Origin of the sequence: Oceanobacillus sojae (genome assembly GCF_900162665.1) — a bacterium.
Taxonomy (GTDB): Bacteria; Bacillota; Bacilli; order Bacillales; family Amphibacillaceae; genus Oceanobacillus; species Oceanobacillus sojae_A.
The window spans coordinates 220,319-240,041 of record NZ_LT727812.1; the positions used below are offsets into that span (position 1 = coordinate 220,319).

18 protein-coding genes are annotated in these 19,723 nt (G+C 38.7%); 5 read left to right on the plus strand and 13 right to left on the minus strand.

From position 1 onward, the window contains the following. Window positions 1-118 precede the first annotated feature (118 nt). Window positions 119-1,498, plus strand: a complete 1,380-nt coding sequence (locus BN1068_RS12020; protein WP_077603096.1) for an aldehyde dehydrogenase — start codon at window positions 119-121, stop codon at window positions 1,496-1,498. A 45-nt stretch (window positions 1,499-1,543) separates the two neighbouring features. Here the strand turns inward: BN1068_RS12020 and BN1068_RS12025 are convergent, their stop codons facing one another. Together BN1068_RS12025 and BN1068_RS12035 are read right to left on the minus strand one after the other, a co-directional pair. Continuing rightward, entirely contained in the window at window positions 1,544-2,797 is a 1,254-nt protein-coding gene (locus tag BN1068_RS12025; protein ID WP_077603097.1) for a DNA polymerase IV, read from the minus strand. Between the two features lie 497 nt (window positions 2,798-3,294). Further along, the gene (locus BN1068_RS12035; RefSeq protein ID WP_077603099.1) at window positions 3,295-4,416 is read right to left on the minus strand and encodes a M20/M25/M40 family metallo-hydrolase; all 1,122 of its coding nucleotides are present in this window, start codon (window positions 4,414-4,416) and stop codon (window positions 3,295-3,297) included. Between the two features lie 189 nt (window positions 4,417-4,605). Here BN1068_RS12035 and BN1068_RS24190 point away from each other — a divergent pair, with 189 nt between their 5' ends. Continuing rightward, entirely contained in the window at window positions 4,606-4,734 is a 129-nt protein-coding gene (locus BN1068_RS24190) for a hypothetical protein (protein ID WP_260052168.1), read from the plus strand. Between the two features lie 94 nt (window positions 4,735-4,828). Here the strand turns inward: BN1068_RS24190 and BN1068_RS12040 are convergent, their stop codons facing one another. The 9 genes from BN1068_RS12040 to BN1068_RS12080 all read right to left on the minus strand — a co-directional run bounded on the left by BN1068_RS12040 (window position 4,829) and on the right by BN1068_RS12080 (window position 15,621). Next, complete coding sequence (locus BN1068_RS12040) at window positions 4,829-5,812, minus strand: aromatic acid exporter family protein (protein ID WP_077603100.1); 984 nt, start codon at window positions 5,810-5,812, stop codon at window positions 4,829-4,831. A 77-nt stretch (window positions 5,813-5,889) separates the two neighbouring features. Continuing rightward, a complete protein-coding gene (locus BN1068_RS12045) occupies window positions 5,890-6,321 on the minus strand; it encodes a BrxA/BrxB family bacilliredoxin (protein ID WP_077603101.1) in 432 nt (143 codons plus the stop codon). A gap of 131 nt (window positions 6,322-6,452) precedes the next feature. Continuing rightward, on the minus strand, window positions 6,453-7,727 hold the full coding sequence (locus BN1068_RS12050; protein ID WP_077603102.1) for a dihydrolipoamide acetyltransferase family protein: 1,275 nt from the start codon (window positions 7,725-7,727) through the stop codon (window positions 6,453-6,455). Window positions 7,728-7,741: 14 nt separating this feature from the next. Continuing rightward, window positions 7,742-8,725 carry an alpha-ketoacid dehydrogenase subunit beta gene (locus tag BN1068_RS12055; RefSeq protein ID WP_077603103.1) on the minus strand — a complete coding sequence of 328 codons (984 nt, stop codon included), beginning with the start codon at window positions 8,723-8,725 and terminating at the stop codon, window positions 7,742-7,744. 3 nt (window positions 8,726-8,728) lie between these two features. Further along, window positions 8,729-9,733: a thiamine pyrophosphate-dependent dehydrogenase E1 component subunit alpha gene (locus BN1068_RS12060; protein WP_077603104.1), complete on the minus strand. Its 1,005-nt coding sequence runs from the start codon at window positions 9,731-9,733 to the stop codon at window positions 8,729-8,731. A 46-nt stretch (window positions 9,734-9,779) separates the two neighbouring features. Further along, window positions 9,780-11,201 (minus strand): dihydrolipoyl dehydrogenase, encoded by a 1,422-nt coding sequence (gene lpdA, locus BN1068_RS12065; protein WP_077603105.1) that lies wholly within the window; start codon window positions 11,199-11,201, stop codon window positions 9,780-9,782. Next, entirely contained in the window at window positions 11,202-12,296 is a 1,095-nt protein-coding gene (buk, locus tag BN1068_RS12070; RefSeq protein WP_139344824.1) for a butyrate kinase, read from the minus strand. 57 nt (window positions 12,297-12,353) lie between these two features. Next, window positions 12,354-13,451, minus strand: coding sequence for a Glu/Leu/Phe/Val family dehydrogenase (locus BN1068_RS12075; protein ID WP_077603106.1), 1,098 nt, complete (start codon window positions 13,449-13,451; stop codon window positions 12,354-12,356). A gap of 136 nt (window positions 13,452-13,587) precedes the next feature. Continuing rightward, a complete protein-coding gene (locus BN1068_RS12080; RefSeq protein ID WP_077603107.1) occupies window positions 13,588-15,621 on the minus strand; it encodes a sigma 54-interacting transcriptional regulator in 2,034 nt (677 codons plus the stop codon). A gap of 200 nt (window positions 15,622-15,821) precedes the next feature. Here BN1068_RS12080 and BN1068_RS12085 point away from each other — a divergent pair, with 200 nt between their 5' ends. From BN1068_RS12085 to BN1068_RS12095, 3 genes are all read left to right on the plus strand, one after another. Then, a complete protein-coding gene (locus BN1068_RS12085) occupies window positions 15,822-16,055 on the plus strand; it encodes a DUF2627 domain-containing protein (RefSeq protein ID WP_077603108.1) in 234 nt (77 codons plus the stop codon). A gap of 365 nt (window positions 16,056-16,420) precedes the next feature. Beyond that, complete coding sequence (locus tag BN1068_RS12090; RefSeq protein WP_077604065.1) at window positions 16,421-17,815, plus strand: aspartate kinase; 1,395 nt, start codon at window positions 16,421-16,423, stop codon at window positions 17,813-17,815. Between the two features lie 136 nt (window positions 17,816-17,951). Then, window positions 17,952-18,446, plus strand: coding sequence for a hypothetical protein (locus BN1068_RS12095; protein WP_077603109.1), 495 nt, complete (start codon window positions 17,952-17,954; stop codon window positions 18,444-18,446). 495 nt (window positions 18,447-18,941) lie between these two features. Here the strand turns inward: BN1068_RS12095 and BN1068_RS12100 are convergent, their stop codons facing one another. Further along, a complete protein-coding gene (locus tag BN1068_RS12100) occupies window positions 18,942-19,349 on the minus strand; it encodes a type II toxin-antitoxin system death-on-curing family toxin (RefSeq protein ID WP_077603110.1) in 408 nt (135 codons plus the stop codon). After that, entirely contained in the window at window positions 19,349-19,615 is a 267-nt protein-coding gene (locus BN1068_RS12105; protein ID WP_077603111.1) for an AbrB/MazE/SpoVT family DNA-binding domain-containing protein, read from the minus strand. The genes BN1068_RS12100 and BN1068_RS12105 overlap by 1 nt, the downstream gene beginning before the upstream one ends. Window positions 19,616-19,723: the final 108 nt, after the last annotated feature.

The window sequence follows — 19,723 nt, forward strand, 5'->3', positions numbered from 1 at the left end:
AATGCTGCGTATGCACTTAAATAAGGGAGCACACTTAGTAAAAGACCTTTCATGAAGTGTCACTTTTATTAGACTTTTTGAACATCCTCTGGAAGGAAGAAAGGGAGAGACAGATTTGATGACCTTACAAGAAAACTATCAACAAATCGTTGATGATCACCGGAAGTATGTTGAGCAAGGAAATACGGTTGATTATACATTTCGTAAACATCAATTAGAAAAAATTAAAAAAATACTTAAAGACTATGAAACTGAAATATATGATGTACTAAAAAAAGATTTGAATAAACCAGATCATGAAATTATCACTACGGAGATAGGTATTATTCATACTGAATTAGAATTTGCAATCAAAAATCTCCGTTATTGGATGCAGCCTGAAAAAGTTGCTTCTCCATTAACTCATAAAGGCTCTAAAAGCTATATTATGAAAGAGCCGCTCGGTGTTGTACTGGTGATATCGCCATGGAACTATCCTTTACAATTATCCCTGGTACCGGTTATTGGAGCAATCGCAGCCGGCAACTCAGTAGTATTAAAGCCTTCTGAGCATGCTCCACATACCTCTGATCTACTTGCCAGAATGATAGAAGAGAATTTTGATCCATCTTATTTCTCTGTTATTCAGGGTGCTGTTGAAGAGACGACTGAGCTGTTAAAACAGCGATTTGATCATATTTTCTTCACTGGAGGAAGTGCTGTTGGAAAAATCGTTATGCGTGCTGCAAGCGAGCATTTGACACCAGTCACATTAGAGCTCGGCGGGAAAAGTCCTGCCATTGTCGATGAAGATGCAAATATTCAAATTGCCGCAAAACGGATTGTATGGGGAAAATATACAAATGCCGGACAAACCTGTGTTGCTCCAGACTATTTATTAGTACAGGAGTCCGTTAAATTCAAACTGCTGAAAGCAATGAAAAAACAGATCAAATCCATATTCGGCAAGAATTTAAGCCAGGGTGCAAATTTTTCGAAGATTATTAATGAAAATCATTTTAAACGTTTAGTTGCATTCCTGAATGAGGATCATATTGTACATGGCGGAGAATATAATCAGGAAGAACTGATTATTGAGCCGACCATTCTTGATAAGATTGATTGGGATGATCCAATTATGCAGGAAGAGATATTTGGGCCCATTCTGCCGGTACTGCAATTTGAAAATATTGAGGATGCTCTCTCACTGATTAAATCGAAGGAAAAACCATTGGCTCTATATTATTTTGGTGAAAATCCAAGAATGCAGTCTCAAGTAATGGAATACGTTTCGTTTGGCGGCGGTGCTATCAATGATACATTCTTCCATTTAGCAAATCCGCATCTTCCATTTGGCGGTGTCGGACAAAGCGGTCTGGGAAATTATCATGGAAAAGCCAGCTTTGATATTTTTTCACATCAGAAAAGTGTTTTAAAACAGACCACAAAATTCGATTTTCCGTTCCGTTATACAGGCGGTACGGTTTCATCAAATATATTGAAGAAATTCCTGTCATAAGAAATAAAAAGCCATGATTTTACATCTATTAAATCAGAAGTAAAATCATGGCTTTTTATAATCGTCTAAAAAATCCTTTTGAAAGCTTGTTCGCGGCTGCTGTTCTTTATCCTTCTCATTATTCAGGGATAGAAATACATTCTTGCCATATTTATCTGTCAATTGTTCCATTGTTTCATACAGCTTTTCTTTCTTTACATTATCACGGTAGGTAAACAAGTCAAGCTGCTCCCCTACTTGCCGCTTCTCTTCTAAATTTTGTAAAGAAACGCCCAATAGCCGGACCGGCTCTTCGTTCCAATGTTTTTTTAATAATTCTTTCGCTACAAAAAGGATATCCTTTTTCTCATCAATATATTTTTGTAATGTTTTGCTGCGTGTAATCGTTTGGTGGTTATGAAAACGAATCATCAGCTGAACGCTTTTTCCTGTCGCACTCTTTCTTTTTACTCTTTTAGCTACATTTTCAACGAGGTGGTCCAGCAGCTGATGCAGTTCATCCCAATCTGTGGAATCATGCGCTAAGGTTTGTGAGCTGCCGATACTTTTAAAATCATGCACTGCTTCCGGATCAACCGGCCGATAATCTATCCCATTGGCAAGATTCTTTAATCTTTCACCATTCACACCTAATAATTGCTTTAAGGAATAAACATCATGTGCAGCCAGGTCACCAATCGTATGAATAGATACTTTCTTTAATTTTTCAGCTGTTTTTGCTCCGATCCCGTGCATCTCTTCAATTGGGAGCGGCCATAGTGTCAATGCTAATTCACGCTTGCGCAGAATCGTTATTCCTAACGGCTTCTTCATATCTGATGCCATTTTTGCCAAAAATTTATTCGGTGCAATACCGAGACTGCATGGAATATCCAGCTCTCTTAAAATCCTCTGTTGAAGATAGCCAGCAATTTCTATGGGAGTACCCAGCTCTTTTGTATCTGTAATGTCCAAATATCCTTCATCAATTGAAACTGGCTGGACTAACGGTGTAATCTCAGAAAGCATCTTAAAAATAGCGCGGGATGCTTCCCGGTATCTGTCAAAATTAGGCCGCATCAATAATAAATCAGGGCATAGTTTCTTTGCCTGCCAAACCGGCATGGTTGTTTTAACACCCTTTGCCCTCGCCTCATAGCTGCTCGTTACAATAATGCCTTTGCGTTCTTCCGGATTTCCGGCTATGGCAATCGGCTTTCCCTTTAATTCCGGATTATGTGCCATTTCTACAGATGCGTAGAAACAGTTCATATCAATATGAAAGATTACGCGTCCCTTTGAATTTGCAGAATGAGCCATGTTACCCACCCCTATTCTATAAAAAAAGTCAAGAAAATCGCTTGGTCTTTAAAATACTGGTGTTCTAGCCAAGGAGATGTCCGCTGCGGGAAGTCGCTTTCCGCGGGCAACGCCTCAGCCTCCTCGAAAGAAGTACACTTTCTGTGGGGTCTTCACCTGTTGCTTTTCCCGCAGGAGTCGACTTCCCTCCGCTCCCATCTTTGAAGAAATATGTTTCATTTGCTTTCTTTTAAAGAAATGAAGCTGATTCTAGCGGAAGAAATACACGGAGACTCCTGTGGGAATGCGCAGTGGGAAGACCCCGCAGGAAAAAAGTGCTCTTCTTTTTTTCGAGGAGGCTGAGCTCAAGCCCACGGAAAGCGTAGTGTATTTCTGGAGCGGCTATCCTCAACATTTTATACTTTCCTACTCTTTAAAAAAGAGAACACACTCCATCATGGAATGCGTTCTCCTTCTTGTTTCCGCAGAAAGCCGCTCCAGGAATGGAAGCTTTGATCTTATTTTGCTGCGACTTTAACAATCTCCACAATAAACTCTGTTACTTTGACAAGATCTTCCGTTTTTATCCGTTCATTTGTAGTATGAATTCCCTCATAGCCGACAGCTAAGTTTACAGTAGGAATGCCGTATCCTGCAATGACGTTTGCGTCACTGCCGCCGCCGCTTTGTTCTAATTTACTTTCTCTGCCGATGGCACGTGCAGCTTCACGGGCAACCTCTACCACTTGAGACCCCTCTTCAAAATAATAGCCTGGATATGCGACAACAACATTCACATCAGCTGATCCGCCAAGCTCTTCAGCTGCCTCTTCGAAAGCTGTTTTCATTTTTTCGACCTGTGCTTCCATCTTCTCAGGCACTAATGAACGTGCTTCAGCCAAGATCTCGACATGATCAACTACAATATTTGTCTGCTTGCCGCCCTCGAACCGGCCAATATTTGCTGTTGTGTCCTTATCGATCCGGCCTAATGGCATTTTAGAAATTGCTTTGGATGCGATTGTAATAGCAGACACACCTTTTTCAGGCTCCAGACCGGCATGTGCTGTTTTTCCGGTTATGGTTGCGTGAATCTTTGCCTGTGTTGGTGCAGCAACAACAATGTCACCAACATCTCCATTACTGTCTAACGCATAGCCATAACGTGCATCCAGCTTAGAAGAATCTAATGCTTTTGCTCCTACTAGACCGGATTCTTCTCCTACCGTAATTATAAATTGAATCTGTCCGTGAGGGATATTGTTTTCCTGAAGTACTCTAATCAGCTCAAACATAGCAGCTAAGCCTGCTTTATCATCTGACCCGAGGATTGTATCACCCTCAGAAGAAATCACGCCATCTTTAATAATTGGACGGATACGCTTACCAGGGACAACGGTATCCATATGAGAAGTAAAGTAAATTGCATCAGCAGCTTCTTTAGTAGCCGGCAATGTGCAAATTAAATTTCCCGCTCCATGGCCAGTCTGCTCTTTTGAATTATCTTCTTCTACCTGGACACCTAAAGCTTCAAATTTTTTGGTTAAAATGGATGCTATTTCTCTTTCAAACCCTGTTTCAGAGTCTACTTGAATAAGCTCTAAAAATTCATTAACTAATCTTTCTTCATTCACAGTCATATTTGTAACCTCCTATCCAATAGGCTACTATATTTTTAAAGTTTTTTACAGTAGAAAGCATTGAACCGCCAGTATTTGCGCTAATGATAAGGAGGATTTCTGGAAAAAAGATATTATTAACTTGTCTGATCAGCAAATTCGCGTTAGAATAACGGTAGATGATATCGGATGATGAGGGAGGATATTTTCATGTCAGCAAAACAATCCGTGCAAAAGAAACAATCTAAACGCGTACGCCGCAATAAAATTATCGTATACTTCATGGTTGCCCTTATGGTTATTTCAGCAATTACAGCCGGCTTAGCGGCATTTGTCTAAAAAAAGAAAATGCTGTGCAGAAATTATTGGATACATTTCTGCACAGCATTTTTTATGATTTACTTAATAATATAGCAGGACGGTTCCCCGGCTTTCATTTCATTTTTACCTTCCTGTGTTTCCGGGGAGATTCATCGCTTTTCTTAAATTTATTTTTTATAATTAAATAATCCTCTATTTCATTTAATAATTGAAATAAATAAGCTCTTGTTTCAAATTCTTCCCGTGTTCCTGGCAAGTCCTGTGCATGAAATTCTCTGCGCAGCTCTTTTAATTCCTCTAAAAAGGTAACAGCTGTGTTTCCTGGATGGACAGCTTTGGATAGCCGTTCAAAGAAATCCGCAATTTCAATGGCAATGGCATCCGTTTTCGTCAAATGAGTTACTAGCGGAAGCATTTTCTTCAAAAGCTCAAACTGTCTTTCTCTCATTTTAAAATAATTATAAAAAGTATGTTCATTACGTAACAAATGATTATCTCTATCCCGAATGACTAATTGTTTCGCGTCAACGAGTATATCTTCTGTAATTGCAATTTCTTTTCCTCGCCACATTTCATTCTCATCCCGGATATACAGAGAATATTCATATAAAATACGGCTAAAATTACTTTCTAACCGAATCTGAAGCTTCTTTAGTTTATTTTCTAAGCTGGGCATATAAAGATTCATCAGCAATCCTGTTCCAAGCCCAATTGTAATAAGAACAAACTGTTCTCCAATCAAAGAAAGCGTCACATGTCCAGACCCATACAGATTCAGCATGACAACAGAACTGGAGGCAATACCTGGAGTTGCCTTTAACGTAACAGTTGCAGGGATAAACAATAAAAGCAGTATAAATATAGAAATTGTATAATAGCCGATTAATTCAAAAATAACCCATGAAAAAACAACGGCTGCTGCACATGCAACAAACCGCTGCCAGGCACTTAGAAAGGAAGATTTTCTTGATGGCTGAATGCATAGAATTGTTAGAATTCCAGCTGAAATAAAATTTGAAAGGCCGACCCATTGCGCTAATGATACAGCAATTGGTGCACCAACTGCTGTTTTCAAGGTGCGATATCCAATTTTCACCCTTTATGTACCTCCTGTGGTATTTTCACATAGGTAAAGCAAAGAAGACTGCCAAATGGCAGCCCTTCTATAATTTCTTACACTTCTTCACAATATTGGTCAAACAGACTTTGAAGTTTTGCGGAAACGTCCATTGCACTATGGCCTTCAATTTGATTTCGTTCTACCATTGCAAGGATTTTTCCATCCTTAAGTAATGCGAAACTAGGAGAAGATGGTGCGAATCCTTCAAAATAAGTTCTTGCTCTCTCTGTTGCTTCCGGGTCCTGCCCAGCAAATACAGTCAATAAATGATCCGGACGCTTATCATAATGAATCGCATTTCCTGCCGCTGGACGAGCTACTCCGCCTGCACATCCGCAGGTAGAATTAACCATAACAAGGGTTGTACCTTCACGGGACAGCGCTTCATCCACTTCTTCTGCTGTACGTGCTTCTTCATAGCCTGCTTCTGTTATATCTGTTCTGGCAACTTTAACGACATCCTGCATAAATAAATCAAAATCCATTGAACTCCACCCTTTTGCTTAAAATATATTTATAGCTTATCAGCTAGTCATTAAAAATTCAATCTATTGGCTTTCCTTCTGTTAGAGGATGTTCAAAAAGCCCCCAAAAATGACTTTTTGAACATACCCTATTAATAAAGGGTGATGGAAGATTCATTCATACCTTCAAGAATTTCTTTTACTCGTGATAAAAATCTTCCGCATACAAGTCCGTCTAAAATACGATGATCCAGGGAAAGGGATAAATTCACCATATCACGGGCTGCAAACATATCCTCAATAATGACAGGCCGTTTTACAATTGATTCTACTTGTAAAATTGCTGCCTGTGGAGAATTAATCACTCCCATCGAGGAAACGGACCCAAAGGAGCCTGTGTTATTTACAGTAAATGTACCACCCTGCATATCCTCCGCTGACAGTTTACCCTGGCGTGCTTTTGCAGCAAGTGTTGTAATATCACGGGCAATTGCTTTCACTGTTTTTTCATCTGCGTGCTTAATCACAGGAACAAATAATTCTTTATCCTTGGCTACTGCAATGGATAAATGAACATCTTTTTTCTGAATAATCTTATCTCCTGCCCACATACTGTTTAATTCAGGGTATTCCTTTAAGCCTTGGGCAACTGCCTTTACAAAAAACGCAAAAGGCGTTAAAGAAAAGCCTTCCTGATTTTTAAATGATTCCTTTACGCTATTACGATATTTTACTAAGTCCGTAACATCAACCTCTATCTGCATCCAGGCATGCGGGATTTCCTGCTTTGACCGGACCATGTTGTCAGCAATTACTTTTCGGACACCTTTCACAGGAATTTCAATATCTCCTGCAGAGGTCTGGATGCTTCCTCTTGGAACAGATGGTGTTTCTTTTGCAGGAGATGTCCCTGCTTTCTTCTCTTGCGAAGGCTTTACCTGTTCTTGAGATGCATCTTTATTTCCAATAAACTTCTCAACATCTTTTCTGGTAATTCTTCCACCCTTGCCTGTTCCATCAATTTTAGTTAAGTCGACATTATGCTCCTGAGATAAGCGTAATACGGCAGGGGAATATCTTTTTTTCATGGAACTGTCTTTATTCGCTGCTTCATTCTTAACTTTATCATCTTCCATATCCGGTTCTTTTTCACCAGCTGCTTCCGAATCTCCTGAAGCAGCAGCCTGATCTGTTTCTATATAACAGATCAGGGCCCCGATCTCCACTGTTTCTCCTTCTTCTACCACAAGCTCTGTGATGGTCCCTGTATAGGAGGAGGGGACTTCTGCATTTACTTTATCCGTCATTACTTCAGCAATAGGGTCGTATTTATTCACCTGGTCCCCGACAGAAATAAGCCAAGTACTGACCGTTCCTTCTGTTACACTCTCACCAAGCTGAGGCATTGTCATTTTTTCAACACTCATAGGTCTACCTCCAATTAATATTCCGCTAGGTCGCGCATTGCTTTTTCAACTTTATCCGGGTTTAACATAAAATATTTTTCCATTGTCGGTGCATAAGGCATCGCCGGCACATCAGGACCAGCCAGACGCTCGATTGGAGCGTCTAATTCAAATAAGCAATTCTCTGAAATAATGGCAGCTGCTTCACTTATCACACTGCCTTCTTTATTATCCTCCGTAACAAGGAGAACCTTTCCGGTTTTGCTGGCCGCTTCTATAATAGCTTCCTGATCCAGCGGATATACCGTACGTAAATCAAGGATATGTGCTTCTATTCCGTCTGCTGCTAATCTCTCGGCAGCCTGCAATGCAAAATGAACACATAGACCATAAGTAATGACAGTAATATCGTCACCTTCTCTTTTTACATCTGCTTTTCCAATCGGAAGAACATAATCATCCTCAGGTACTTCTTCTTTCAGTAAACGATAAGCACGCTTATGTTCTAAAAATAAGACAGGATCATTATCGCGAATAGAGGCTTTCAATAACCCTTTTACATCATACGGACTTGAGGGCATAACAATTTTTAAACCCGGCTGATTTGCAAACAGTGCTTCTACAGATTGAGAGTGATACAAAGCACCATGTACACCGCCTCCATATGGAGCCCGGATCGTAATAGGGCAATTCCAATCATTGTTGGAGCGATAGCGGATTTTTGCAGCTTCGGAAACTATTTGGTTTACTGCCGGCATGATAAAATCAGCAAATTGCATCTCTGCAACCGGCCGTTTTCCGTACATTGCAGCACCAATAGCAACACCCGCAATAGCAGACTCTGCCAGTGGGGTATCCAATACACGGTCTTCCCCAAAAGTATCATATAGTCCATGTGTTGCTTTAAACACGCCACCCTTTTTACCTACATCCTCACCAAGTATAAATACATTCTCATCTTTTTGCATCTCTTCTTTTAGAGCTGCTGTAATTGCTTGTATATAAGACATAACAGGCATTGATTATTCCCCTCCTTCGTCCAATTCCTCATAAACATACTTCAATGTATCCTCTGGAGCTGCATATGGAGCTTTTTCTGCATAATCTGTTGCTTCATTCACAAGCTCGTTCAGGCGCTCATGAATTTCTTTTTCTTTTGCGTCATCTATAATATTCTTTTCTTTTAATTTTTCAGCAAATGTAATAATGGAATCCTTCTCTTTTGCTTTCTTTACTTCATCCTGTTCCCGATAAACACGGTCATCATCATCACTGGAGTGTGCTGTGAAGCGATAGGTTACTGCTTCAATCAGCGTTGGGCCTTCCCCGTTGACCGCTCTTTCTCGTGCTTCTTTGACTGCCTGATAAACAGCAATAGGATCATTTCCATCCACAGTAACTCCTGGCATTCCATAAGATGACGCTCTTTGGGAAACCGTCTCACTTGCTACTTGACGGTCATAAGGTACAGAAATAGCATACTTATTATTTTCAACCATTGTAATAACCGGAAGTTTATGGACACCTGCAAAGTTTAATCCCTCATGAAAATCACCTTGGTTGGAAGAACCTTCTCCCAAGGTAACAAACGTTGCAATATCTTTTTTATCCATTTTGCTTGCTAATGCTACACCAACCGCATGAGGGACTTGCGTTGTTACCGGAGATGAACCGGTCAGAATGCGATTTTTCTTTTGACCAAAGTGGCCTGGCATTTGACGGCCTGCTGAATTTGGATCTTCTGCTTTTGCAAACGCAAATAGCATTAAATCTTTTGCTGTCATTCCAAAAGCTAAAACGACTCCTAAATCTCTATAATACGGAGCTGTATAATCAACAGAACGATCCAGTGCAAAAGCTGCTCCGACCTGTGCTGCTTCCTGTCCTTGACAGGAAACCACAAATGGTATTTTTCCTGAACGGTTTAACAGCCACATTCTTTCATCTATCTTTCTTGCTAACAGCATCATTTCAAACATTTCGACAGCCATCTCGTTGCTTACATTTTCCCAAGATGTTTGTTTCATATTATTTCCCTCCTTCAGCCATTTCCCAGCATTAAATCGTGTTCATTTATCCATGAATCTGTTTTCCGTCAACTGCCAGAGCTGCTTCACCGATAACCTCTGATAAGGATGGATGCGGGTGAATTGTCTGACTGATTTCCCATGCCGTTGCGTCTAATACTTTTGCCAATCCGGCTTCAGATATCATATCTGTTACATGTGGACCAATCATATGGACTCCCAATAAATCCTGTGTTTTTTTATCTGTAATGATTTTTACAAAGCCGTCTGTTTCACCATAAACCAGCGCTTTTCCAACAGCTTTGAAAGGAAATTTTCCGATGACAAGCTCATAACCTTCTTCTTTTGCCTGTTTCTCTGTCAGGCCGACCCTTGCTGCTTCCGGGTTTGCATATATACAACTTGATACTGCATTATAATCTATTTTTTGCGGGTTTTCATCTGCGATATGCTCAACAGCAATAATGCCTTCATGAGAAGCCACATGTGCAAGCTGCATACCACCGATTACATCTCCAATTGCATAAATATGTGATTCCTTTGTCTGGTAAAAACCGTTTGTATCAATGACATGATTCGAAATTTGGATATCCGTGTTCTCAATTCCGATATTTTCGATATTTGCTTTTCTTCCGACAGATACAAGCATTTTTTCAGCTTCAAAGCGTTCGGTTTTATCCCCAATCATTGCCTCAACGGAGATATAATCGTTTTTCGCTAATGTATCTGCCTGGACATTAGCACCCGTTACAATTTTCACGCCTCTTTTTTTCAATTGCTTTTCCATCTCTTTTGCCACATCTTTATCCTCTGTCGGCAAAATTTGCTTTTGATATTCCAGCACAGTTACATCTACCCCGAAATCATTCAGCATGGAGGCCCATTCAACACCGATAACTCCACCGCCTACAATGAGCATGGATTTCGGAAGTTCTTCCATTTCCAGCGCTTCATTGGAGCTGATGACAAGCTCCCCATCAAAATCCAGACCTGGTAAGGTATTTGGCTCAGAACCGGTTGCGATTAACACATTTTTAGGAATTAACATATCGTTTTCGTCGCCGTTTTCATACTCGACAGAGATAGTACCAGGCATTGGCGAGAAAATACTTGGCCCTAAGACACGGCCAAATCCCTGATAGACATCAATCTTTCCTTTTTTCATCAGCCCCTGGACACCTTTGTGTAATTGATCAACGATTGCTTTTTTTCTTTGCTGTACCTTGATAAAGTTTAAGACTGGCTCATTTACCTCCACACCAAATTCATCAGCATTTCTGGTTTGCTGATAAACTTCCGCACTGCGGAGTAATGCTTTAGAAGGAATACAGCCTCTATGTAAACATGTTCCTCCTAATGCAGCTTTTTCAACGATTGCTACTTTCATTTTTAATTGACTTGCACGGATAGCAGCAACATAGCCGCCTGTTCCGCCGCCTAAAATGACTAAATCGTACTCTGCAGCCATCTAATTAGCCTCCTCTGCTACGTATATCTTTACTTCCCCGGGATTATTTAAAATTTCTAAAACCCCTTCATTCATTGCCTCTAAATCATTTTTTCCCGGAAATACCATTACATCAGCAATCCAGTTTATTCTCGGAATAATTGCATCAATGACAAAATCATTCTCATTAATCTTTCCGGTAAAAACAATTCCGTCAACCTCACCGTGTAATACTGTACTCATTGCTCCAATTTCTTTGGCAATCTGGTATGCCTGCGATTCGATTATTTCTTTTGTGTGCGGATCTCCCTGCAGCAGCCTGGAACGGATTATAGCAGGATCTTCTGTGTGCAAATAAGCCTTTAATCCCCCAGCTTGCTGTAATTGATTCCAATCAAAATCCTGTACACTGGAATATTGCTCAGATATATAGTTCAGAAAGCCCTTTAACGGGACACTTCCGGAGCGATCAATCGTAAAAGGACCTTCTCCATCAACACCATTCGTTACATCTATAATTTTTCCCGAGTGATGTGAAGCAATGGTAATCCCTCTCGCAATATGAATGGAGATAAGTTTTAAAGAACTGTATGCAGCTCCAATTTGTTTAGCCGCAATTCTGCCGGCATGCCGATGATTAAGAGAATGAAAGATGCTGGCCCTCTTTATTTCCGGAATGCCTGTATACTTAGCTATTTTCTGCATTTCATCCACTACTGGCGGGTCAACAATATACGCCTGTATATTTAAATTCTCAGCAATGTCATAAGCAAGGATCGCTCCCAGGTTAGATACATGCTCTCCATAGGCATTTGTTTTTAAATCATAGAGCATCGCATCATTTACCTGATAAGTTCCACCTCTGATTGGACGTAATATTCCACCCCGGCCGCATACACTTATGAAACGCGATGTATTCATTCCATCCAAATCAAGCTGTTCAAAAATGGCCTGCTTTCTGTAAACGACCTGATCGTTAAGCTGGTCAAAATGATTTAACTCATCTTCATCGTGAATAATCGTCTGCTGATATAAATGATGGTTTCCTTCAAATACACCAATTGTGGTGATATACATGTCGGGGTAGATAACTAAAACACGTCCACTCTGACTCACAATACAACCTCCATTATTTTCCTATAATAGTACCTTATAAAATGAAGAGGTACGATTCTACTGTCTATGATCTAAAATATTCCGTTCATTTATAATAAATTGGCTGCGGGAATTTTTCTTTGCCTGAATTCTTTCTTCCGCAAGACGGTCAGCTGCAATATATGTTGGTATTTGATCACGATTCGAAATCGCAAATACCTGCTCCAGGTTTTTGTATATACGCTGTACATTATGTAATGCACGCTCACGATTATAACCAATTAATTCATCAGCAACATTTATTACTCCGCCTGCATTAATCACATAATCCGGGGCATATAAAATTCCGTTTTGATGCAGGATATCACCATGCTCTGGACTTTTCAGCTGATTATTAGCAGATCCTGCAACTACTTTGGCTTTTAGTCTCGGAATTGTATTATCATTAATGGTCGCACCAAGTGCACAAGGTGCATAGATATCACATTCCACATCGTAAATATCATCCGGGTCTACTGCTTTGGCATTAAAATCATTCTGCGCACGCTTCACTGCATCCTTATTGATATCTGTTACTATTAATTCGGCACCTTCTTCATGCAATAATTTACATAAGCTGTAGGCAACATTTCCGACTCCTTGAACAGCAATCACTTTACCTTCTAAGGATTCTGTTCCGAAAGCCTCCTTAGCTGTTGCTTTCATTCCCTGGTATATTCCGAGTGCTGTAACCGGTGAAGGATTTCCTGCTGCTCCGCTGTAAGAAGTCACTCCTGTAACATATTCTGTTTCCAGCGCAATTTGATCCATGTCTGATTCATTTGTCCCTACATCTTCAGCAGTAATATATCTGCCGCTTAAGCTTTGGATATAACGTCCGAATGCACGGAACATTTCCGGATTCTTATCCTTCTTAGGATCTCCTATAATAACTGTTTTTCCGCCGCCAAGATCTAAACCGGCAGCAGCATTTTTATATGTCATTCCTTTTGCCAGCCGCAGGGCATCCTCAATTGCTTCTTCTTCTGAAGCATAGGTCCACATTCTGGTTCCTCCCAGTGCAGGCCCCAATGTTGTATCATGGATTGCGATAATAGCTTTCAGCCCGGATTGTTTATCCTGACAGAAAAGCAACTGCTCATAATCATATTTTTCCAAGTAATTAAAGATTTCCATATTTACCCCTCCTGAATAAATCAACGATAAATTATTATCTAACTTATATTTATCTATAAAATTTTAAATATGCTTTAAATCGGATGATTGTCCTCATCCACTATTTATATAACTCTGCAAAATATTGCAGAATAAATTACTCAATCTGATATTTTTCAAGCTTATAATACAGATTGCGAACGGATATTTGTAAGACTTTTGCTGTTTTCGTCTTATTTTTATTACATTGCTGATAAACTTCCTGCAAATACATTTTTTCATAACGGTCCAGTGCTTCTTGTAATTTTAGCGGTTCCTCTGTTTCCACACTGCCTTCTGAAAACGTACTTTGTTTTGTTTGCAATTCCGGTAAATGAGAAGCCTCAATCTGTTCCTCTGTATTACCAATAAATATCATAGAATGACTTATAACATTAGCCATTTCTCTTATATTACCCGGCCAATGATATTGCATCAGCTTATCCAGAGCTTCATCGGATATTCCTTGAACATTTTTCCCGTATTCTTCATTAAGCTGATAAATAATATGTTCTACCAGCATAGGGATATCCTCTTTCCGTTCTTTTAATGACGGAATGGATATCGGCAGTTTATTAATTTGATAATACAGATCCTCCCGAAATTTCTTATTCATAACAGCTTTTTCTAAATTAATATTTGTCCCGGCAATAACACGGACATCAACAGAAACAGGCTTTGTTGCTCCAACAGGAACGACCTGGTTCTCTTTTAACACATGCAGTAATTTTTCCTGAATAGCTAAGGAGAGATTACCAATCTCATCAAGAAAGATGCTCCCGTTATTAGCCTGTTCAAACAATCCTTTCCGGCCTGTTAATTTCTCACCTGCTGCACCGAACAATTCTTTCTCAAGCATTGATTCAGACAATGTTGAACAATTAACGCGGAGGAATTTATTATATTTGCGATTACTTTCATGATGTATAGCATGAGCGAACAGTTCTTTACCAGTGCCTGTTTCTCCTCTTAAAAGAACAATCGCGGGTGTCTTTGCGCCTACTTTTGCCTGTTCTAAAGCAAGTTTCATTTCTGGTGAATTACCGATAATATCATCAAACGTATACCTTGCTTCCAAATTACGGATAATCTGTCTGGCTCTTTTTAACTCTTTTGTCACAGATTGTAATTCACTGACGTCATGAAGTACACCGACACTGCCTTTCATTTTTCCTTGAACAATAACCGGCGCAACATTTACAATGACATCTTTCCTTGCAGGACCAACCTTCATATGTACTCCGCGAACAGCACGGCGCGTTTTTAAAACCTTCAGATGTACACTGTCTCCTTCTGATATATCCACTGTTGCCGGTTTACCAATCACTTCATCTTCTGTTAAACCGGTTAAACGTGTATAAGCAGGATTAATGATTAAGCCGTTCCCATTCTCATCAACAACACTGATCGCTTCATCAGAGGATTTAATAATTGCCTCCAGCATTGTCTTTATTTCATTTAAGTCTGTATTCTCTTCTGCTAATTGAACTACCTCTGTAATATCCTTGAAAACAGCAAAAGCTCCTACCAGATCACCAGTTTTATTAATAATTGGTATACGTGATGCAATTACTTTCTTACCATTATCTAAAATCGTCTTCTGGTTTAATTCTTTTCTCTGACTCCTCAGAACATGTGACAAACGGCTGGTTTTCAATAATTCTTTTACATGCTTTCCTTTGTAGTCTCTTTCCTTTTTGCCGAGAATCTGCTCCGCCCGACGATTTAGCAGCTGGACCTGCTCGTCTTTATTAACTACAATCATGCCGTCATTCATATGATTTAAAATTAATTCCAGACGGCTTGCCTGTACCTTTACTTCATTCGTTAAAGTAGTCTTTTCATGAATTAATTCATAAATAATATTTGCTACAGATCCGGGAATAATGATCGTTTTTCTTGGAAAGAGCTCAATCATTTTTTCAAATAAATCTTCCTCGCCTGTTACGTTTACAACAATATCAATATTATGGTGGATCCACTCTTTCCATTCTGTACTTGTATGAATATTCATCTCTTCAGCTAACTTCATGGCAGGAGCATTCGGATCCTTGTCAACAATTGCACAAATTTTCATTCGTTTTGTTTCTTTAAATAGGCGAAATAATGCTGTACCACCTTTTCCGGCGCCGACTATCAGAATTTGCTTCATACTTTTCATCCACCTTGAATTTATTTGCACACTTTCATCATACGATACCGTGCATAATTTAGCAAACGAATTCTATTTCTATTTTTCGACTTATTTTGATATACTTATGTCGACGCTAAAAAAAAGTGGAAATACATATTGGTTTAAAAGTGCTCAGCAGAAAAAGTTATTGGAACTATATATAAAGGAGTTCGAGTTTTATGCAAAGAAACCTTGCTTTAATCATCCTGTTTATTCCCGGGCTGATTGCAGCTTTTGGCATTAAATTAATGCGTGATACACTTTTTAATGAGTTCTACCCTATTTTTATCTACGGAAGTATTCAATTTATCGTTGGCCTGATATTATTTGCAGGCGGGCTGGTTTTTCTCGGCGGTTTTATCATTTATAGGGATAGAAAGAAACGTAATCAGGAAAGAAAAACGCAAAGCTGAAAAATTCTGTTCTATATAGAGACAGAATTTTTTATTTTATTGCGGAAAATCAACTGTAAAAGTACCGCTCACTGAAGTTTCATTTATATATACAGCTTGAATTTATACTTTGAAAAACCTCATATATACTCTAATGATTCATTTTTAAACCTTGTTTTTTATTCCAGATTAACTGAAATTGTAATTTTGAAATTAATTAAAGAGAATGAAAGCGTTATTTTCGCTATTTTTCTTTCTTTTTTTCGTTTTCCTCTTTAATTTAACAGAAAATATGTTATATTAATAAAAATATAAAATACCACGTATTATATCTTCATATTATTATAGTCGTTTATGGAGGAAATTTTGAAATGGGGGATCATCAAATGAAAGTAGCAAAATTTGGAGGAAGTTCTGTAGCAAATGCAACACAAATTAAAAAGGTAGCGAACATAATTAAGTCAGATCCCTCCCGAAAGGTTATTGTTGTATCTGCACCAGGAAAGCGTTTCTCCGATGATGTAAAAATGACGGATTTGCTAATAGACCTTTGCTATGCAAAACAAAATAATCAAGATTATAAGCTGCATTTGCATAGAATCATGGATAGATTTCAAGAAATTATAAATGATTTAGAGCTGGGCAATGATATTTTAGAAGATATCCAGCAAACAATCGAAAAATATCTGCAATTCGATACATCGCCTTTAGGACAGCTTGATGCATTAAAATCTATTGGAGAAGACAGCTCTGCTAAAATAGTAAGTGCTTATTTACAACGTTTGGGCCTAAATGCAAGCTATGTTAATCCGAAAGAGGCAGGAATTTTTGTAAGTAATGAGCCTGGGCAGGCACAGCTTTTGCCTGAAAGCTTTTCTATTATTTATCAGCTCCGTGAACGTGACGGTGTTTCCGTAGTTCCGGGATTCTTTGGTTATTCTAAAGAAAATGATTTAGTTACCTTCTCGCGTGGCGGATCAGATATTACAGGAGCTATTCTTGCTGCCGGTACCAAAGCTGGTTTGTATGAAAATTTCACAGATGTAGATTCTGTTTTTGCGGTAAACCCGAATTTCGTGGAAAATCCAAAGGATATTACCGAATTAACCTATAAGGAAATGCGGGAGCTTTCTTATGCAGGTTTTTCTGTTTTTCATGATGAAGCACTTATCCCTGCTTTTAAAGAGCAAATCCCTGTTTGCATTAAAAATACAAACAATCCGGAGGCGCCCGGAACCATGATTGTTGCTGAAAGAGATGCTACAGACCAATGTGTCGTCGGTATTGCAAGTGATGTCGGCTTCTGCAGCTTATACGTAAGTAAATTTTTAATGAACCGTGAAGTCGGTTTTGGCAGAAAGCTTCTGAACATTTTTGAAGATGAAGGAATTTCCTTTGAGCATGCTCCTTCCGGAATTGATGATATGTCTGTGATCTTTAGAGATCACCGGTTCACTCCAGATAAAGAGCAGGTTGTTATTGATAGGATTCGTAATGAATTGCAGGTGGATACCGTAAGTATTCATCGTGATTTAGCTGTAATTATGGTTGTTGGGGAAGGGTTGGTAAATACGATTGGTGTTGCCGCTAAAGCGACAGCCTCCTTTGCCAAAGCAGGTATTAATATTGATATGATTAACCAGGGCTCTTCTGAAGTATCCATGATGTTCGGCGTTCATGCCGTTGATTTGGAAAAAGCGATTCAATCACTGTATAAAGAATTTTTTACGGAGGATGAATCCAATTTAGAATTCCCTTCTATATCCGCTAAAAGACATTAGAATTTTTGAAGCACCGCTCTAAACAGACAGTCTGTTTAGAGCGGTGCTTTTTATATACTGGAACAACCAATTTACGAAACATAATATCGCTTTCAAACGTATAATAGCTATCTTCTGACAGAGAGGTGGCTTATTTATGAAAAATGCTAAAAAAGTTATTTCGTTATTTGCAATATCTTGCATGCTTTGTATTATTGTCGGGCCGATGGCTATATGGGTTGTTTATCAAAAGGCGGCTTTTCCAGGGGAATTAACTTCAAGTGAAATAGCAGCAAGTGAGACTTTTTCACCTGCAGATCATCGGAAGGATACAGAAATTTGGGCATACCCGGTCACAACCAATCTCAATGAAGTACATTGTGTTACAGAAAAGGATGATCAAGAAATCCCTTTGAACTCCAAAAATACAGAAGTCGCCTTTTCTGATACAAAGGTAACGCATCTTTTTACAAATGATGGCGAATACTCACATTTTGACCGTATACAATGTCAAGGCGGAGGATTAGAATCCATTTTTATTTCCTCTCACTTCTCTGGTCAGACAGCATATCGTTTAATTATTGCTGTCTCTATAGCTACACCTGTTTTAGTTGGAACAGGATTTATTCTATATCGCAGAAATCAGCGGTAATCCATGAAAGTGCATTTTCAGATAAAATTCATCTCATTTTTGTTATCGATTTGATAGCAAACTTGAAGTCCTGATATGAAATAATTTTATTGTTCATTAAGAATAATTACTGCTGTTTTAGACTATTTGTCATCTATTAAATGATTTTCTAATTTTTTGTATTTTCTTTTAATAATATTGTATTTATTTGGGAATTTTTAATTAAACTCCTTATTCTTATGTTAAAATAACAAAGGACTGTTTTAGACGAGCAGCCCTTTTTATCGCACACAACCAGAAACCTCAGCGCCATTTCACATCAAAAAAAGATACAGTGCAAGAACAAAAGTCCCTGCACTGTATCTTAAAAAATCCATTATGATGTGGTATGATTTTTTCCGCTTTCGTTAGAAGTATTCAGTAGTCAGAACCGTTCACAAAGGCTGCATCCTTTTTGGAAAGAAGAACACTGGGGCTCTTTTACACATCATGAGCCATAGGCATTGTCTGTATTACTCATCGTGCTGTTGAATACTCTTTTATCCATTCCGCAATATCCTCAATAGACGGCTTTTCATTCACAACGAAAACAGTATAGTCTTCTGCTTCTTTTTGGTTCACAAGAAATTGATAGCCATTTAACCATAAAAATTGTTTCATACATGCGAAACCGGTCCTTTTATTACCATTATGGAAAGCGTGATTTTGAGATATACTGGCATATAACGCAGCAGCTTTATCGAATATTCCCGGGTATGCATCACTGCCTAAAACTGATTGTTGAGGCCTGCCTAATGCACTTAATAATAAATGTCTTTCCTTAACCCCTATTTGTTCTTTAGGTGTATACTTCTTAATAATGGCAGCATTTAATATGATAGCTTCTTTTTCAGTTAAATAACGAGGGTTTAATTGATCTGTCATTATCTATCTGCAAGGTTCCTCAAAGTATCATCATAATTCTCGAACAGATCTTGTAAACCGTCTAAAAAATCTTGATCGATGTCATTTAGAACATCTAAATTTAATTCTTTGTATCTTTTTACTGAAACGCTGCCATCTTCCTTTAATTCAAATCTTATATCATCACCTTGTTGCGCTTTCAAGTGCTTCAACACTTCTGGCGGAAGTGTTATTCCAAGGCTGTTACCAATTTTTGTTATTTTTCTTTCCACGTGTTTCACCGCCATTTCTTTTCCTCCTATCTTTATCTAAAACAGCAAAAAGTATAACTTATAATGTAATAACCGTTATAACAATTCGTATTTATTATAACGTAATAAGTAGTAATTAGTCAA

Bases quoted from the DNA above. Each gene is read 5' to 3' on its own strand.
- BN1068_RS12020 (WP_077603096.1), top strand. From the start codon at position 119: ATGACCTTACAAGAAAACTATCAACAAATCGTTGATGATCACCGGAAG.
- BN1068_RS12025 (WP_077603097.1), bottom strand. From the start codon at position 2,797: ATGGCTCATTCTGCAAATTCAAAGGGACGCGTAATCTTTCATATTGAT.
- BN1068_RS12035 (WP_077603099.1), bottom strand. From the start codon at position 4,416: ATGACTGTGAATGAAGAAAGATTAGTTAATGAATTTTTAGAGCTTATT.
- BN1068_RS24190 (WP_260052168.1), top strand. From the start codon at position 4,606: ATGTCAGCAAAACAATCCGTGCAAAAGAAACAATCTAAACGCGTACGC.
- BN1068_RS12045 (WP_077603101.1), bottom strand. From the start codon at position 6,321: ATGGATTTTGATTTATTTATGCAGGATGTCGTTAAAGTTGCCAGAACA.
- BN1068_RS12050 (WP_077603102.1), bottom strand. From the start codon at position 7,727: ATGAGTGTTGAAAAAATGACAATGCCTCAGCTTGGTGAGAGTGTAACA.
- BN1068_RS12055 (WP_077603103.1), bottom strand. From the start codon at position 8,725: ATGCCTGTTATGTCTTATATACAAGCAATTACAGCAGCTCTAAAAGAA.
- BN1068_RS12060 (WP_077603104.1), bottom strand. From the start codon at position 9,733: ATGAAACAAACATCTTGGGAAAATGTAAGCAACGAGATGGCTGTCGAA.
- lpdA (WP_077603105.1), bottom strand. From the start codon at position 11,201: ATGGCTGCAGAGTACGATTTAGTCATTTTAGGCGGCGGAACAGGCGGC.
- BN1068_RS12075 (WP_077603106.1), bottom strand. From the start codon at position 13,451: ATGGAAATCTTTAATTACTTGGAAAAATATGATTATGAGCAGTTGCTT.
- BN1068_RS12080 (WP_077603107.1), bottom strand. From the start codon at position 15,621: ATGAAGCAAATTCTGATAGTCGGCGCCGGAAAAGGTGGTACAGCATTA.
- BN1068_RS12085 (WP_077603108.1), top strand. From the start codon at position 15,822: ATGCAAAGAAACCTTGCTTTAATCATCCTGTTTATTCCCGGGCTGATT.
- BN1068_RS12090 (WP_077604065.1), top strand. From the start codon at position 16,421: ATGAAAGTAGCAAAATTTGGAGGAAGTTCTGTAGCAAATGCAACACAA.
- BN1068_RS12095 (WP_077603109.1), top strand. From the start codon at position 17,952: ATGAAAAATGCTAAAAAAGTTATTTCGTTATTTGCAATATCTTGCATG.
- BN1068_RS12100 (WP_077603110.1), bottom strand. From the start codon at position 19,349: ATGACAGATCAATTAAACCCTCGTTATTTAACTGAAAAAGAAGCTATC.
- BN1068_RS12105 (WP_077603111.1), bottom strand. From the start codon at position 19,615: ATGGCGGTGAAACACGTGGAAAGAAAAATAACAAAAATTGGTAACAGC.